The sequence below is a fragment of the Kitasatospora arboriphila genome, from assembly GCF_039528095.1.
Classification (GTDB): Bacteria; Actinomycetota; Actinomycetes; order Streptomycetales; family Streptomycetaceae; genus Kitasatospora; species Kitasatospora arboriphila.
The window spans coordinates 45,049-59,432 of the sequence record NZ_BAAALD010000002.1 but is presented as its reverse complement, the minus strand read 5'-3'; the positions used below and the strand labels follow the sequence as shown (position 1 = coordinate 59,432).

The window sequence follows — 14,384 nt, the reverse complement described above, 5'->3', positions numbered from 1 at the left end:
ATCAGGGGCGTGTGGGGGGTGCCCCCACACGCCCCTGAATCGACCGCCTAGGCCAGGCCGGCCCGCTCCAGCGCCTCGACGCCGGTGCGCAGGGCGGTGATCCGCTCCTCCAGCGTGAAGCCGGCCGGGGCGAGGGTCAGCGTGGTGACGCCCGCGTCGGCGTAGGCCTGCATACGGTCGGCGATCCGCTCGGTGGTGCCGAGCAGCGCGGTGGCGTCGATCAGGTCGTGCGGGACGGCCGCGGCCGCGCCGGCGTAGTCCTTGGCCAGGTACTTCTCCTGGATCTCGTCGGCGGCCTGCTCGTAGCCCATGCGGCGGGCGAGCTGGTTGTAGAAGTTCTTCTCCTTGCTGCCCATGCCGCCGATGTAGAGCGCGGCGTAGGAGCGCTGGCTGTCGGCGGCGGCCTTGACGTCCTCGCCGACCGAGATGGCGACGGTCGGGCAGAGGTCGAAGCCGTCCAGCGTCTGCCCGGCCTTGGCGCGGCCGGCCTTCAGCGGGTCGATGGAGAGCGCGGCGTGCTCGGGGGCGAAGAAGATGCCGAGCCACCCGTCGGCGATCTCGCCGGTCTGCTCCAGGTTCTTCGGGCCGATCGCGGCGATGTAGAGCGGGATGTGCTCGCGGACGGGGTGCACGGTGAGCTTGATCGGCTTGCCGGGGCCGCCGGGCAGCGGCAGCGTCCAGGTGGCGCCCTCGTGGACGACCCGCTCGCGGGCCATCGCCTTGCGGATGATCTCCACGTACTCGCGGGTGCGGGCCAGCGGCTTGTCGAACTTGACGCCGTACCAGCCCTCGGAGACCTGCGGGCCGGAGACGCCGAGGCCGAGCCGGAAGCGGCCGCCGGAGAGGGTGTCCAGGGTGGCCGCGGTCATCGCGGTCATGGTGGGCGTGCGGGCCGGGATCTGGAAGATCGCCGAGCCGACGTCGATCCGCTCGGTCTTGGCGGCGACGAAGCTGAGGACGGTCGCCGCGTCGGAGCCGTACGCCTCGGCGGCCCAGCAGACCGAGTAGCCGAGGCGGTCGGCCTCCTGGGCGACCGCGATGTTGTCGGCGTCCATGCCGAGTCCCCAGTAGCCGAGGTTGATGCCCAGTCGCATAACGGTGCCCACACCTTCCGTTCGGTCCTTGCGGCGAGCGTAGCCGCGCCGCCCGAGGAAAGGCTACTGGCCGGTAGGAGTGGCCTGCGTCACGCCGCCGCGCGGGTCGTCCGCAACGCCGCGTTCCCGGGCCGCTACGCTCTGCCAGCAAGGGGGTCCGCCCCCACCTGCGGTTTTCAGCCACGACGGAGGGGCCCTCCCGATGGAACTGCGCCACCTCGGCAGAACGGGCCTGACAGTGAGCAGGCTCGGCCTCGGCACCATGACCTGGGGCCGCGACACCGACGAGCACGAGGCCGCCGAGCAGCTCAAGGCCTTCGTCGACGCCGGCGGCACCCTGGTGGACACCTCCGACGCGTACGCCGACGGCGGCGCCGAGTACCTGCTCGCCCGGCTCACCGACGGGCTCGTCCCCCGCGCCGACCTGGTCATCGCCACCAAGGCCGGCGCCCGCAACCGGCCCGGCCGCCGCCGCGACGCCTCCCGCGGCCACCTGCTCGCCGCCCTCGACGCCTCGCTGCACCGCCTCGGCACCGACCACGTCGACCTCTGGCAGGTCGACGGCCACGACCCGGCCACCCCGCTGGACGAGACCCTGCACGCCCTCGACATCGCCGTCACCAGCGGCCGCGCCCGCTACACCGGGGTCTGCGACTTCAGCGGCTGGCAGCTCGCCAAGTCCGCCGCCCGGCAGCAGGGCCACCCGGCGCGGGTACCGCTGGCGGGCGCGCAGCTGGAGTACTCGCTCCTCCAGCGCGGTCTGGAGCGCGAGGTGCTCCCGGCCGCCCTGGACGCCGGCGTCGGCCTGCTCGCCTCCTCGCCGCTCGGCCGGGGCGTGCTCACCGGCAAGTACCGGCACGGGGTGCCCGCGGAGTCCCGCGGCGCCTCGCCGCACCACGCGGGCATCGTGCAGCCGTACCTCGGCGAGCGGTCCCGGCGGATCGTCGACGCCCTCGCCACCGCCGCCGACGGGCTCGCCACCAGCCCGCTGAAGGTCGCCCTCGCCTGGGTCCGCGACCGGCCCGGCGTGGCGAGCGCCCTGGTCGGCGCCCGCACCGCGGCCCAGCTGCAGACCACCCTGTCGGCGGAGGCCCTTACGCTTCCGGGTGAGATCCGCGGTGCGCTGGACGACGTGTCGGCACCGGTGCACCGCTACCCGGACCAGGGCTGGACGGAGCTGTGAACCGCCGGCCGTGAGGAGACATCGATGACGCAAGCGGAGCACAGCGCCCCGGAGCGGCAGGCCCAGGCCGTCGCCGCACTGGCCGAGGCGATCCGCGCGGCGGGGGCGTCGTCGGGGCCCGCCGCCGAGCCCGCCGAGCCGGACGCGCCGCGCACGGACACCCCGCGCACGGACGAGCAGCGGGCCGCCGCGCTCGCGGCCGCCGCCGAGGTGCTGGCCGCCGGCGGCGCCCCCGCCGATCTGGCCGGGCCCGCGGTGGCCGCCCTCGGTGAGCCCGCCGCCGAGCAGCAGCGCGAGGACCCGTGGGCCGTGCTCACCCTGCCCGGGGTGCGCCCCGAGCAGGCGGACGGCTTCGCCCGCGGCCTGCTCGGCCCCGCCGCCGGGCCGGGCGACCCGCGCCGCGCCGCCGCCCTGGTGCCCTGGGTGCTGGAGCAGGCCGCCCTGCGCGGCCACTCCGCCCAGGAGATCGGCGAGGTCGCGGCCGGCCTGGAGCGCCTGCGGCTGCCGGACGCCGCGGCCGCCCTGCAGGAGGCCGTGGTGGACGGCCGGGCGATGGCCTTCCAGGAGGAGCTGCCCGGCCACCACGGCAACGACGAGGAGGAGCCGCCGACCCGCACCCTGCTGGCCCTGGAGCGTCTGGCGCTCGCGGAGGAGAGCCTCGGCGAGTCCCTGGTGCGGCTGCAGTCCACCCTCGTCCCGGGCACCGACGCCGAAGCCGAACCCGACGCCGAACCCGAAGCCACGGAAGCCGAGGAAGGCACAGCAGGGATCGCGCCGGCCGCCCCCGGCCCGGCCGCCTGGGAGGCCGCCGCCGCGGCCGCGCCCTCCTCCTCCGCCACCGCGCTGCTCCGGGCCGTCTCCGGGAGCGCGCTGGTCGTGCACACCGGTGGCGAGGCCTCCCGCGCCGAGCTGGCCGCACTGCTGCGCGCCGCGGACGGGCTCGGCCTGCGCGCCTGGGCCGGCACCTGGACGGACCACGGCCGTACGGTCCTCGCCGGGCTGCTCGACGGCTCCCCGGCGGCCGGGCGCCTCGCCACCCTGGCCGAGCTGCTCGGTGCCGGCGGTCCCGGCCGCGCCGAGGACGGCACCCTCGCCCTCGACCTGCTGGTCGTCCCGGACGCCCAACTGCTCGACGTCGAGCTGGCGGCGACCCTGCTGGAGGCGCTCGCCGACGGCACCCGGCTGGTGCTCAGCGGCGACCCGAACCAGCTCTGGTCGGCCGGCCCCGGCCGTTTCCTGGCCGATCTGACGGCTGCCAAGGCGTGCCCGGTCGTCGCCTCCCGCACCCCGGACGAGGGGCCGATCGGCGAGCTGGTGTCCGGCATCTCGATCGGTGAGCTCCAGCCCGTCGACGCGCCGGACAAGGAGGTGGTCGTCCTGGCCGTCCAGGACGCCGGCGAGGCCGTCCACCGGGCCGTCCAGCTGCTCGCCGACTCGATCCCGCGGGCGCTCGGCATCCCCGCCGAGCAGGTCGTGCTGATCACCGCCGGCCACGGCGGCGGTGCGGGCACCCGGGCGCTGAACGCCGCGGCCAAGGCCCGGCTGAACCCGGGCCCGGGCGCCTTCGGCGGCTTCGACCCCGGCGACCGCGTCGCCTGGTCGCCGACGCCCGGCACGACCCTGCCCGGCCGGGTCCTCGACGGCGGTGCCGCCGGGCTGCACCTGGAGCTGTCCGACGGCAGCCGGCTCACCCTCTCCCCCGCGCAGACCGCCCGGCTGCGGCACGGCTGGGCGCTCACCGCGCACCAGGCGGTCGGCCGGCGCTGGCCCGGCGCGGTGGTCGTGGTGCCCGGGGACGCCGCCGCGGGCCTCACCCGCCAGTGGGTGTACACGGCCTTCGGCCGCGCCCAGCGCCACCTCTCCGTGGTGCATCCGGCCGGGCCCGCGCTCGCCCAGGCGGTCGCCGAGCGGCCCGCCGCACCGCGCACCACCCGGCTGCGGGCGATCCTCGCCGAGCACACCGGCCAGGAGGGCTGAGCGGGGCCGCGGACGTGCCGGAGGGGCGGGGCCGCCGGGCCCCGCCCCTCCTGTGCTCACCGCCCGGTCACGACTCCGGCTCGAAGGCGTCCGGGTCGTCGTCGTAGACCTCGCTGATGTCGAACCGGCAGATCAGCAGCTGCGGGTCGGCCGCGTCGAACGGCTCGGGCAGCCACTCGCCAGGTTCGGAGGGCTCGCTCGCGGAGACCCACAGCGTGGAGTCGCCCTCCTCCAGTCCGAATTCCTCGCAGCGTGCGGCGATCTCGTCGGGCTCGTACTCGCCGAACAGCACCCCGATCGCCGCGTTCACGCCCGCGGCGGTGTCGCCGCCCGGCGTGAGCGAGTCGTCCACCCGCTCGGCCTGGTCCCGCAGCCGCTTCGGGTCGGCCACCAGGTAGTCCCGGCGGATCAGCACGCTGATCGCCTCGGGCTGCTCCGGCCCGGTGTAGCCGCCCTCGCTGCCGTCGCCCGGCACCTCGAAGGGGGTGACCTCGTCGAAGACCTCGTACAGCAGCTGGTCGTAGGTGATTGCCGCCGCCGCCAGGTCCTCGTACGCGGCGACCACGGCCGGATCGCCCTCCTCGGTGGTGCCGGCCACGGCCTCAAGGTGCCGGTCGATCGCGGCCTTGACCGCCTCGGCGGCGGCCCGTACCTCATTGATGGTGAGCTGCGCGGCATCAGACATGGTGCAGACGCTATCCCGCCCCGGTGACCGCACGCACAGGGGTTGTCACCTACGCCCGCGAATTCACGACAACTTCTGCCCGGATGTCCGATCCGTGTGCTTCTGTACTCACCGGACGGCAGCGCTCCGGGGCCGCCCCGGAGCCCGCACCACCTGCGCGGCGTCCCGCCAGAGGGCCTCCGGCATCGACCGGCCCGCGCCGGGGTATCGGTCCGGCATACCGGAACTGAGCGCACGTCAGGGCGGGGCGGCGGCGGCCGGGGCGCGGGGCCTGGCGGACGCCCCGCGCGCCCGGTCCGCCCGTCGGCACCACGCCGTAGGCTTGCGTTCAGGCCAAGGCACGGAGGCAGGAGGAGAACTTGACCCCACCCAAACTGGTCCGGACCCCCGAGTACGAGTACCAGTCGCTGCGCCTGCCGCGCGGCACGAGCCGCAACGCGGCCCGCCAGCTGCTCACCGAGCACGCCGAGTACGGCCACTGGGAGCTGGACCGCCTGCGGCTCTACCCGGACGGCAGCCGGACCGTCCGGCTGCGCCGCCGGATCATCCGGCAGACGCGCAGCTGGTGAGGGCGGGCCCCGGCACGGCCTCCGGGCCGCGGGGCCCGGCAGGGGCATGAGCAGGGTCGACGACCCCGGGCACGGCCGGGGGTGGCGGGGTCGGTCAGCGGGCGCCGGCCCGCGAGCGGCGGTACAGCACGCCGCCGCCGAGCAGCAGCGCGAGACCGGCGGGGGCGATCAACTCCAGGCCGGAGGCGCCGGTGGACGCCAGGTGGTCGGGGGTGGCCGGGGCGGCCACGGTGACCGGCCGCGGGGTGCCCTCACCGGAGCGCGGGGTGCCGTTGGACGGCGTCTCCGGGGTCTTCGGCGGGGGCGGGGTCTCGGTGCAGCCGCACTCCTCCGGCCGGGTGGGCGGCGGCGGGGTCTCGTGGACGTGCGTGTTGCCGCAGGAGTTGCCGTACGCGGGGTTGCCGAGGCCCACCACGTCGACGGTGTTGCCGCAGGCGTTGACCGGTGCGCTGACCGGGACGCTCACGGTGTTGCCGGAGACCACGCCCGGCGAGCCCTGGCTGCCGCCGCTCGCCGAGGACCCACCGGCGTGGCTGCCGGTGCCCGTCGACGCGCCGGTGCCGGTCGAACCCCCGGAACCCCCGGTGGCCCCCGAGCCGCCGCCGTGCGAGACGTTGCCGCACTGGTTGCCGTACGCGGGGTTGAGCAGCCCGATCACGTTGACGGTGTTGCCGCACGCGTTCACGGGGATGTCCACCGGGGCCTGCACCGTGTTCCCGGAGCCGACGCCGGGAGAGTTCGCCGCGACACCCTGGGCCTCGCTGCCGGCCGCGTACGCATAGCCCGCGGTGGAGGCCAGCACACTGCCGGTGGCGACGGCGGTGAGGATTCCCCTCTTTGCGACCTGTCGCATTGACTCCCCTGATTCGTCTGATGGTCGGAATTCTTTCTGAGGGCCTCGCCCGTACACCGCACAACGAGCGGTGCGGCCACAAGTTGAACCTGACACCCGAGCTTCATCCGATCGAGTGAGCGGCACGCCGAAAGCCCTTGCCGTCCGCAGACGGACGTGCCCCCGGCCGCGGGGATCCCGCGGCCGGGGGCACGTGCCGGAAGACCGGGCTCGGCGCCCGGACCCGCTCAGACGTTGGCGCAGCTGTTGCCGAACGCCGGGTTGAGCAGGCCGATCACGCTGACCGTGTTGCCGCAGACGTTGACCGGGACGTGCACCGGCACCTGGATCAGGTTGCCCGACAGCACGCCCGGGGAGCCGGCCGCGACGCCCTGGGCGCCCGCGTCCGCCGCGGCGACACCCGCGCCGGCCAGCACCAGGCCACCGGCGGCGGCGGCAACGGCGGCGATCTTCTTGTTGACCTTCATGAGTCCTCCTGGTCGATACCTGCGGCCCGTTCCCCCGGGCTGCACACAGGGGTGAACGAGGCTGCTGCGAACGGGGTGCGGAGGAGTTTCCCCATTCACCCGCAACGGTGATGATCCGAACGGACTACCGACCATGGGAAAGCGCGAGGAATCGTTTCTTCAGAGCCGGTCGAGGGCGTCCCAAATCATTCCCTCGTACCATGCGAACGGGCCGCCCCGGAGAATTCCCGGGGCGGGCCGTTCGCGGTCGGCCGGAGCCGTTGCGGAGCGGTTCAGCAGGCGTCGAGGAAGCGGTCCAGCACCCGGACGCCGAACTTCAGGCCGTCCACCGGCACCCGCTCGTCCACGCCGTGGAACATGCCGGCGAAGTCGAGGTCCGGCGGGAGCTGCAGCGGGGCGAAGCCGAAGCAGCGGATGCCGAGGTCCTGGAAGGACTTGGCGTCGGTGCCGCCGGACAGGCAGTAGGGGACGGCCCGCGCGATCGGGTCCTCGGCCCGCAGCGCCGACTGCATGGCCTCGACCAGGGCGCCGTCGAAGCCGGTCTCGATCGCCTTGTCCGAGTGCAGGGTCTCGCGCTTGACCCGGGGGCCGAGCACCGAGTCCAGCTCGGCCAGGAACTCCTCCTCGTAGCCGGGCAGGAAGCGCCCGTCCACGTGGGCGGTGGCCTGGCCGGGGATGACGTTCACCTTGTAGCCGGCGCCGAGCATGGTCGGCTGGGCGGTGTTGCGCAGGGTGGTGCCGATCATCTTGGCGATGCCGCCGAGCACCCGCAGCGTCTCGTCCATGTTCTCCGGGTCGAGCTTCACGCCCAGGGCGTCGGAGAGCTCGTCCAGGAAGGCGCGGACGGTCTTGGTGATCCGCAGCGGGAACTGGTGGCGGCCGAGCCGGGCGACCGCCTCGCACAGCTCGGTGATGGCGTTGTCGTCGTTCTCCATCGAGCCGTGCCCGGCCCGGCCCTCGACGGTCAGGCGCATCCAGTGCATGCCCTTCTCCGCCGTCTCCACCAGGTAGAGCCGCACCTGGTCGTTGACGGTGAAGGAGAAGCCGCCGACCTCGCCGATGCCCTCGGTGACGCCCTCGAACAGCTCGGGGTGCTTGTCGACCAGGTACCGGGCGCCGTAGGTGCCACCCGCCTCCTCGTCGGCGACGAAGGCCAGCACCAGGTCGCGCGGGGGCTTGCGGCCGGTGCGCAGCCGGTCGCGGACGACGGCGAGCGTCATCGCATCCATGTCCTTCATGTCGACGGCACCGCGGCCCCAGACGCAGCCGTCGGCGATCTCGCCGGAGAAGGGGTCGTACGTCCAGTCCGCGGCGTTGGCCGGCACCACGTCGGTGTGGCCGTGGATCAGCAGGCCGGGCCGCGAGCGGTCCTCGCCCTCGATCCGCACGACGGTGGAGGCCCGCCCCTTGGCCGACTCGTAGATCTTCGGCTCGACGCCGAACTCGGCCAGCATCTCGGCGACGTACTCGGCCGCCTTGCGCTCGCCCGGCCCGGAGCCGTCCCCGTAGTTGCTGGTGTCGATCCGAATCAGGTCGCGGCAGATGTCGGCGACCTCCGACTCGGCCGTCACCCTCGGCGCTCCAGCCCGCTCCGCACTCGGCTCACTCACGGCCACTCCTCGTCTCCGGTCGTCTCCGGCCCGCCCTGCGCACCTCGGCGCCGCCCGGCCCCACGCCGGGGCACCGCGGGCACCGTCCCGCCATCCTCCCCCAGCATCCGTCGCACCCCAAGGCCATCCGCCCGCGGATCGAAGCCCGCCGGCACCCCGCGGGGGCGGTTTTGGGACCGCAAGCCGATCTTTGCTACAGTTGAGCACGTCAACGCGGCGCGCAGCCGCGGAGACGACACCCGGTCCGGGTGGCGGAATGGCAGACGCGCTAGCTTGAGGTGCTAGTGCCCTTTATCGGGCGTGGGGGTTCAAGTCCCCCCTCGGACACAGTACGAAGGTGCCCGACCAGAGTGATCTGGTCGGGCACCTTTCGTTTTCCCCGGCACGTTCCTGCCGCACTCCCGCGCCTGCCCCTCCCGGCCCGCCCCCTCCCGGCCCGCCCCCTCCCGGCCGCCCGGACTCCGGCCCTTCCGCACCCCCGGTCCCGGCCCCCACCCGCCCGGTACCTCGCGCGACCACCTTGGTCTACGCTATGCGGTACTGACGTACCGCTTCGAGTACCACTTGGAGTCCGCCATGGCCGTCGACCGGCTCCTCCCCACCCAGGAGGCAGAGGACCTGATCTCGCTCACCCGCGAGATCGCCGACCGGGAACTGGCACCGCGTGTCGACCGGCACGAGAACGACGAGACCTACCCCGAGGGCCTGTTCGCCCTGCTCGGCAAGGCCGGCCTGCTCGGCCTGGCCTACCCCGAGGAGTACGGCGGCGGCGGCCAGCCGTACGAGGTGTACCTCCAGGTCCTCGAGGAGCTCGCCGCCCGCTGGGCCGCCGTCGCGGTGGCCACCAGCGTCCACACCCTGGCCTGCCACCCGCTCTACGCCTTCGGCACCGACGAGCAGAAGGGCCGCTGGCTGCCCGACATGCTGGCCGGCGCGGCGATCGGCGGCTACAGCCTCTCCGAGCCGCAGGCCGGTTCCGACGCCGCCTCGCTCAACTGCAAGGCCGAGGCGGTCGAGGGCGGCTACCGGATCACCGGCACCAAGGCGTGGATCACCCACGGCGGCAAGGCGGACTTCTACGCCCTCTTCGCCCGCACCGCCCCCGGCGCCAAGGGCGTCTCCTGCTTCCTCGCCCCGGGCGCGACGGAGGGCCTGACCTTCGGCAAGCCCGAGCGCAAGATGGGCCTGCAGGCCGTGCCCACCACCTCCGCCTTCTGGGACGGCGCGGTGCTCGACGCCGACCGCCTGATCGGCACCGAGGGCCAGGGCCTGCAGATCGCCTTCAGCGCGCTCGACAACGGCCGCCTCGGCATCGCCGCCTGCGCCACCGGCCTCGCCCAGGCCGCGCTGGACGCCGCGGTCGACTACGCCAACGAGCGCACCACCTTCGGCCGGAAGATCATCGACCACCAGGGCCTGGGCTTCCTGCTCGCCGACATGGCCGCCGCGGTCGACTCCGCCCGTGCGACCTACCTGGACGCGGCCCGCCGCCGCGACGCCGGCCGCCCGTTCAGCCGGCAGGCCAGCGTGGCCAAGCTGATCGCCACCGACGCCGCCATGAAGGTGACCACCGACGCCGTCCAGGTCCTCGGCGGGTACGGCTACACCCGCGACTTCCCGGTCGAGCGCCACATGCGCGAGGCGAAGATCATGCAGATCTTCGAGGGCACCAACCAGATCCAGCGCCTCGTCATCAGCCGCGGCCTCGCCCGCTGACCCGTCCCACCGCCACCGCCACCGCCACCGAGGAGACTTCCATGGACATCGCCGGTTCCGCCGCCCTGGTCACCGGTGCCGCCTCGGGCCTGGGCGCGGCCACCGCCGCCGCCCTCGCCGCCCGCGGCGCCACCGTCTACGGGCTGGACCTGGACAAGGCCGTCGCCGCCGCCGGCACGCAGCCGGACGGGGTCACCCTGCTCCCGGCCGACGTCACCGAGGAGGGGCCGGTCCGCGAGGCGCTGGCCCGGATCGAGGCCGACGGCGCCGAGCTGCGGCTGGCCGTCAACTGCGCCGGCATCGCCCCCTCGGCCCGGGTCCTGGGCCGCAAGGGTCCGCACGACCTCGACCTGTTCCGCGCGGTCCTGAACGTGAACCTGCTCGGCACCTTCAACGTGATGCGGCTGGCCGCGGAGGCGATCGCCGAGCACGGCGCCGACGAGAACGGCCAGCGCGGCCTGATCGTCAACACCGCCTCGATCGCGGCCTTCGAGGGCCAGGTCGGCCAGATCGCCTACGCCGCCTCCAAGGCCGGCGTGGCGGGCATGACCATCACCGCCGCCCGCGACCTCGCCCAGTTCGGCATCCGCGTGGTCACCATCGCCCCCGGCATCGTGGACACCCCGATGATGGCCGGCTTCAGCGACGAGGTCCGGGCCGGCCTGGCCGCGAGCGTGACCTTCCCGCAGCGGCTCGCCCGGCCGGAGGAGTACGCCCGCCTGGTCACCATGATCACCGAGCACGACTACCTCAACGGCGAGACCGTCCGGATGGACGGCGCACTGCGGATGACCGCCCGCTGAGCCGAACGCCGTACGGCACGCCGAGGGCTACGCCGGCCACCCCGACGGGGCGGGCCCTCGGCCGCGTTCGGCCCTCGCCGCGTTCAGCCCTTCATCGGGAGTCCTTCAGCGACGGGAAGTCCGACTCCCAGTACTCGTTCGGGTTCCGCCGCTCGCCGTGCTGCTGCTCGTGCTGCCGCAGCTCCACCCGGCGGATCTTGCCGGAGATCGTCTTCGGCAGGGCGGCGAACTCCAGCCGCCTGATCCGCTTGTAGGCGCTCAGCCGCTCGCGGGTGAAGCGCAGGATGTCGCAGGCCAGGTCGGCGCTCGGCTCCCGGCCCTGCACCAGGACGACGAACGCCTTGGGCACCGCGAGCCGCACCGGGTCCGGCGAGGGCACCACCGCGGCCTCCGCGACGGCCGGGTGCTCGATCAGCACGCTCTCCAGCTCGAACGGCGAGATCCGGTAGTCGCTCGCCTTGAACACGTCGTCGGCGCGGCCGACGTAGGTGACGTAGCCGTCCGCGTCCTGCGAGGCGACGTCGCCGGTGCGGTAGTGGCCGTCGCGCATCGCCTCGGCGGTCTTCTCCTCGTCGCCCGCGTAGCCGCGCATCAGCCCGGCCGGGCGGCGGGCCAGGTCGAGGCTGAGCTCGCCCTCCTCCGCGCGGTTGCCCTCGGCGTCCAGCAGGGCGACGTGGTAGCCGGGCAGCGGGCGGCCCATCGAACCCGGCTTCACCGGCTGGCCGGGGCTGTTGCCGATCTGCGCGGTGGTCTCGGTCTGCCCGAAACCGTCCCGGACGGTCAGCCCCCAGGCCTTGCGCACCTGCTCGACGACCTCCGGGTTGAGCGGCTCGCCCGCGGCCACCAGCTCCCGCAGGGACAGCCGACGTGACGTCAGGTCGGCCTGGATCAGCATCCGCCACACCGTCGGCGGCGCGCACAGCGTGGTGACGCCGCAGCGCTCCAGCACCTCCAGCAGCCGGTCCGCGTCGAAGCGGGCGTGGTTGAGCACCAGCACGGTCGCCTCGGCGTTCCACGGCGCGAAGAGGTTGCTCCACGCGTGCTTGGCCCAGCCCGGCGAGGAGATGTTGAGGTGGACGTCCCCCGGCTGCAGCCCGATCCAGTACATCGTCGACAGGTGCCCGACCGGGTACGAGGTGTGGGTGTGCTCGACCAGCTTCGGCCGGGAGGTGGTGCCCGAGGTGAAGTAGAGCAACAGCGGATCGTCCGCCGGGGTCCGCCCGTCCGGCTCGAAGGTGTCGGCGGCGCCGTCCGCGTCGGCGTACCGGTGCCAGCCCTCGGGCTCGCCGCCCACCGCGATCCGCAGGTCGGCACCGGGCAGGCCGGCGAAGCGGTCCGCGACCTCGGCGGCGGCGACCACGGCGCGCACCCGGCCGCGCTCCAGCCGGTCGCGCAGGTCGTCGGCGCTGAGCAGCAGGGTGGCCGGGATGACCACCACGCCGAGCTTCATCGCCCCGAGCATGGTCTCCCACAGCTCCGGCACGTTGCCCAGCATGACGAGCATCCGGTCGCCGCGCCGCAGGCCGAGCGCCCGCAGGTGGTTGGCCACCCGGTCGGAGCGGTGCGCCATCTCGCGGAAGGTACGGGTGTGTTCGGTGCCGTCGTCGTCGATCACCCAGAGCGCCCGCCGGTCGTTGCCCTCGGCGATCCGGTCGAACCAGTCGAGCGCCCAGTTGAAGGCCGTCGGCTGCGGCCAGCGGAACTCCCGGCGGGCGGCGTCGTAATCGGTGCGGTGGCGCAGCAGGACGTCGCGGGCCGCGCGGAACTCGTCGACCGGACCCATGGCCTGTCTCCTCGGTGCTGATCGGAACCGTCTCTCCGCTCATCCTGCCGCCGGGGCACCGGCCCCCGCCGGAAGTTCGCGAACGTGTCCGGACTCCCGCGCACCTCCGGCACCCCCACCGCCGCCCCCACTACCGCCGCCGCCACGCCCGGAGTCGACGAACTTCCAGGTGATCCCGTCGAGGACGCCGAGGCCGAGGTCGGCGAGCCGCTGGAAGGCGGGCCGGCTGAGGTCGAGCTGTTCGGCCGGGCAGCCGGGGCACTGGTCGCGGACCGGGACGGTGATGGTCCGCCCCCGGTAGTCGACCTGCACCGAGACGCCCGCGCAGAGCGGGTCGGCGTTCGGGTCGGCGGCCGTCCACCAGGCGGCGGGAACGGCGGCGAGGTCCTCGGTCGCGGCGTCGACCGCCGTTCCGCAGGCGCCGGTGCCGGCGTCCTCGTACCAGGTCGCCCGGCCCGTCCGGGCCTGGCCGATCGGGAGGCCGCCCGCGGTGGCTCCGACACCCAGGACGGGGACGACCGCCGCGCTGACGACGACGGCGGTCCACCGCCTCCCACCGCTCCGACCGGACGAGTTGACGCCCACTCAGACGCCGGCGGCCGCGGCCGACCCGCTCGCCACGTCGCCCTCGACCAGCACCTGGAGGACCTTGGCGGCAGCGGCGCGGTAGACCTCGTCGGCGAGTTGGGCGGAGGCTCCGCCGGCCTGGAAGTACCAGAAGGTGAGGACGGCCGGGCCGATCTGCTCCACGGCCAGGTAGCCGTTGAGCAGCACCCCGTCGACGACGCCGTCCATCCGCACCGCCGTGGTCGCCAGCCCGCCGAAGCGTATCGGGGTGAGGGTGAAGGTGACGGAGGTCGAGTCGCCGGTGAAGGTGAGCGCCTCGCAGGTGCGCAGCGCCTCGGCGACCTTGGCGTGGTCGTCCGCCAGCGCGCCCTGCTCCTCGGTGAGCAGCGACTCGCCGAGGTACGGGCTGGACTCGGCGGTGGTGAACTCGGTCTGCTCGCGGACGGCGCCGGGCCGCGGCTCGCCCTGCCCGTTGAGGATCTCCGTGAGCAGCGGGCAGCCGCTGGTGCCCTGGTCCTCGGCACCGTCGGCCGGGAGGGTCTCGGCGAAGGCCGGGCCGAGGTCCTCGGTGGTGAGCAGCGCGCTGCGGAGGTCCTCGGAGGTCGGCAGCGGCGCGGGGGCCGTGGGGCTGCCGGAGGAGGCGGGTGCCGGGGCGGAGGCCGGGGCGGGATCGCCGCCGGACCCGCTGCAGGCGGCCGTGCCCGCGAGGGTCAGGGCGAGCAGCGGGGCGGCCAGCAGCCGCGTCCGTACGGGCCGGCCCGTGGGCCTGCTGTGGGACCGGTACTGCCGGGCGGTCGCCCGCGAGGCATGCATCAGCGGCACCTTCCGAAGGTCGCACCCCTGCCCACGATGGTCGCACCGGTGCCCGGGGGCTGCCCTTCGGCCGCCCCGTCCGGGCGCCCTGCGGGGCACGCTCGCCCCGCCGCCGCACGGCCTCCGGAAACTTCCGCGGCGGTCGCCCGATCGGCCCTGGGCCACCGCACCGGGGCTGCCCCGGTCACGACCGGCCGGTGCGCAGCCCGGTGCCCGGCTGCTCACCCGGGACGCGGTCGGCGCCGGGCCGGACGTGTCCCGGTG

General features: G+C 74.6%; 13 protein-coding genes and 1 tRNA gene. 6 read left to right on the top strand and 8 right to left on the bottom strand.

From position 1 onward, the window contains the following. Positions 1-47: 47 nt before the first annotated feature. On the bottom strand, positions 48-1,094 hold the full coding sequence (locus tag ABD353_RS01420) for an LLM class F420-dependent oxidoreductase (protein ID WP_344621567.1): 1,047 nt from the start codon (positions 1,092-1,094) through the stop codon (positions 48-50). A gap of 202 nt (positions 1,095-1,296) precedes the next feature. On the opposite strand from ABD353_RS01420, the gene ABD353_RS01415 reads away from it, so the two are divergent. Together ABD353_RS01415 and ABD353_RS01410 are read left to right on the top strand one after the other, a co-directional pair. Then, positions 1,297-2,277 (top strand): aldo/keto reductase, encoded by a 981-nt coding sequence (locus ABD353_RS01415; RefSeq protein ID WP_344621566.1) that lies wholly within the window; start codon positions 1,297-1,299, stop codon positions 2,275-2,277. 24 nt (positions 2,278-2,301) lie between these two features. After that, positions 2,302-4,254, top strand: a complete 1,953-nt coding sequence (locus ABD353_RS01410) for an ATP-binding domain-containing protein (RefSeq protein ID WP_344621565.1) — start codon at positions 2,302-2,304, stop codon at positions 4,252-4,254. 67 nt (positions 4,255-4,321) lie between these two features. Here the strand turns inward: ABD353_RS01410 and ABD353_RS01405 are convergent, their stop codons facing one another. Next, positions 4,322-4,939 carry a hypothetical protein gene (locus tag ABD353_RS01405; protein ID WP_344621564.1) on the bottom strand — a complete coding sequence of 206 codons (618 nt, stop codon included), beginning with the start codon at positions 4,937-4,939 and terminating at the stop codon, positions 4,322-4,324. Positions 4,940-5,298: 359 nt separating this feature from the next. Here ABD353_RS01405 and ABD353_RS01400 point away from each other — a divergent pair, with 359 nt between their 5' ends. Further along, positions 5,299-5,508 carry a DUF5703 family protein gene (locus tag ABD353_RS01400; RefSeq protein WP_411543675.1) on the top strand — a complete coding sequence of 70 codons (210 nt, stop codon included), beginning with the start codon at positions 5,299-5,301 and terminating at the stop codon, positions 5,506-5,508. A gap of 94 nt (positions 5,509-5,602) precedes the next feature. On the opposite strand, the gene ABD353_RS01395 is transcribed toward ABD353_RS01400, so the two are convergent. The 3 genes from ABD353_RS01395 to ABD353_RS01385 form a co-directional block, all read right to left on the bottom strand. Further along, entirely contained in the window at positions 5,603-6,361 is a 759-nt protein-coding gene (locus ABD353_RS01395) for a chaplin (RefSeq protein ID WP_344621563.1), read from the bottom strand. A gap of 227 nt (positions 6,362-6,588) precedes the next feature. Then, positions 6,589-6,828, bottom strand: coding sequence for a chaplin (locus tag ABD353_RS01390; RefSeq protein WP_344621562.1), 240 nt, complete (start codon positions 6,826-6,828; stop codon positions 6,589-6,591). 272 nt (positions 6,829-7,100) lie between these two features. Continuing rightward, complete coding sequence (locus ABD353_RS01385) at positions 7,101-8,438, bottom strand: M20/M25/M40 family metallo-hydrolase (RefSeq protein ID WP_344621561.1); 1,338 nt, start codon at positions 8,436-8,438, stop codon at positions 7,101-7,103. Positions 8,439-8,680: 242 nt separating this feature from the next. Between ABD353_RS01385 and ABD353_RS01380 the strand changes: the two genes are divergently transcribed. The 3 genes from ABD353_RS01380 (at position 8,681) to ABD353_RS01370 (ending at position 10,957) form a co-directional block, all read left to right on the top strand. Beyond that, a tRNA-Leu gene (locus ABD353_RS01380) sits at positions 8,681-8,765 on the top strand. 249 nt (positions 8,766-9,014) lie between these two features. Continuing rightward, the gene (locus tag ABD353_RS01375) at positions 9,015-10,154 is read left to right on the top strand and encodes an acyl-CoA dehydrogenase family protein (RefSeq protein ID WP_344621560.1); all 1,140 of its coding nucleotides are present in this window, start codon (positions 9,015-9,017) and stop codon (positions 10,152-10,154) included. A 41-nt stretch (positions 10,155-10,195) separates the two neighbouring features. Beyond that, positions 10,196-10,957, top strand: a complete 762-nt coding sequence (locus ABD353_RS01370) for an SDR family NAD(P)-dependent oxidoreductase (protein WP_344621559.1) — start codon at positions 10,196-10,198, stop codon at positions 10,955-10,957. A 91-nt stretch (positions 10,958-11,048) separates the two neighbouring features. Here the strand turns inward: ABD353_RS01370 and ABD353_RS01365 are convergent, their stop codons facing one another. The 3 genes from ABD353_RS01365 to ABD353_RS01355 are packed head-to-tail and all read right to left on the bottom strand — an operon-like array spanning position 11,049 to position 14,120. Next, positions 11,049-12,740, bottom strand: a complete 1,692-nt coding sequence (locus tag ABD353_RS01365) for an AMP-binding protein (RefSeq protein ID WP_344621558.1) — start codon at positions 12,738-12,740, stop codon at positions 11,049-11,051. 39 nt (positions 12,741-12,779) lie between these two features. After that, positions 12,780-13,325, bottom strand: a complete 546-nt coding sequence (locus ABD353_RS01360) for a cysteine/serine endopeptidase inhibitor (protein WP_344621557.1) — start codon at positions 13,323-13,325, stop codon at positions 12,780-12,782. After that, entirely contained in the window at positions 13,326-14,120 is a 795-nt protein-coding gene (locus ABD353_RS01355) for a hypothetical protein (RefSeq protein ID WP_344621556.1), read from the bottom strand. Between the last annotated feature and the right edge of the window lie 264 nt (positions 14,121-14,384).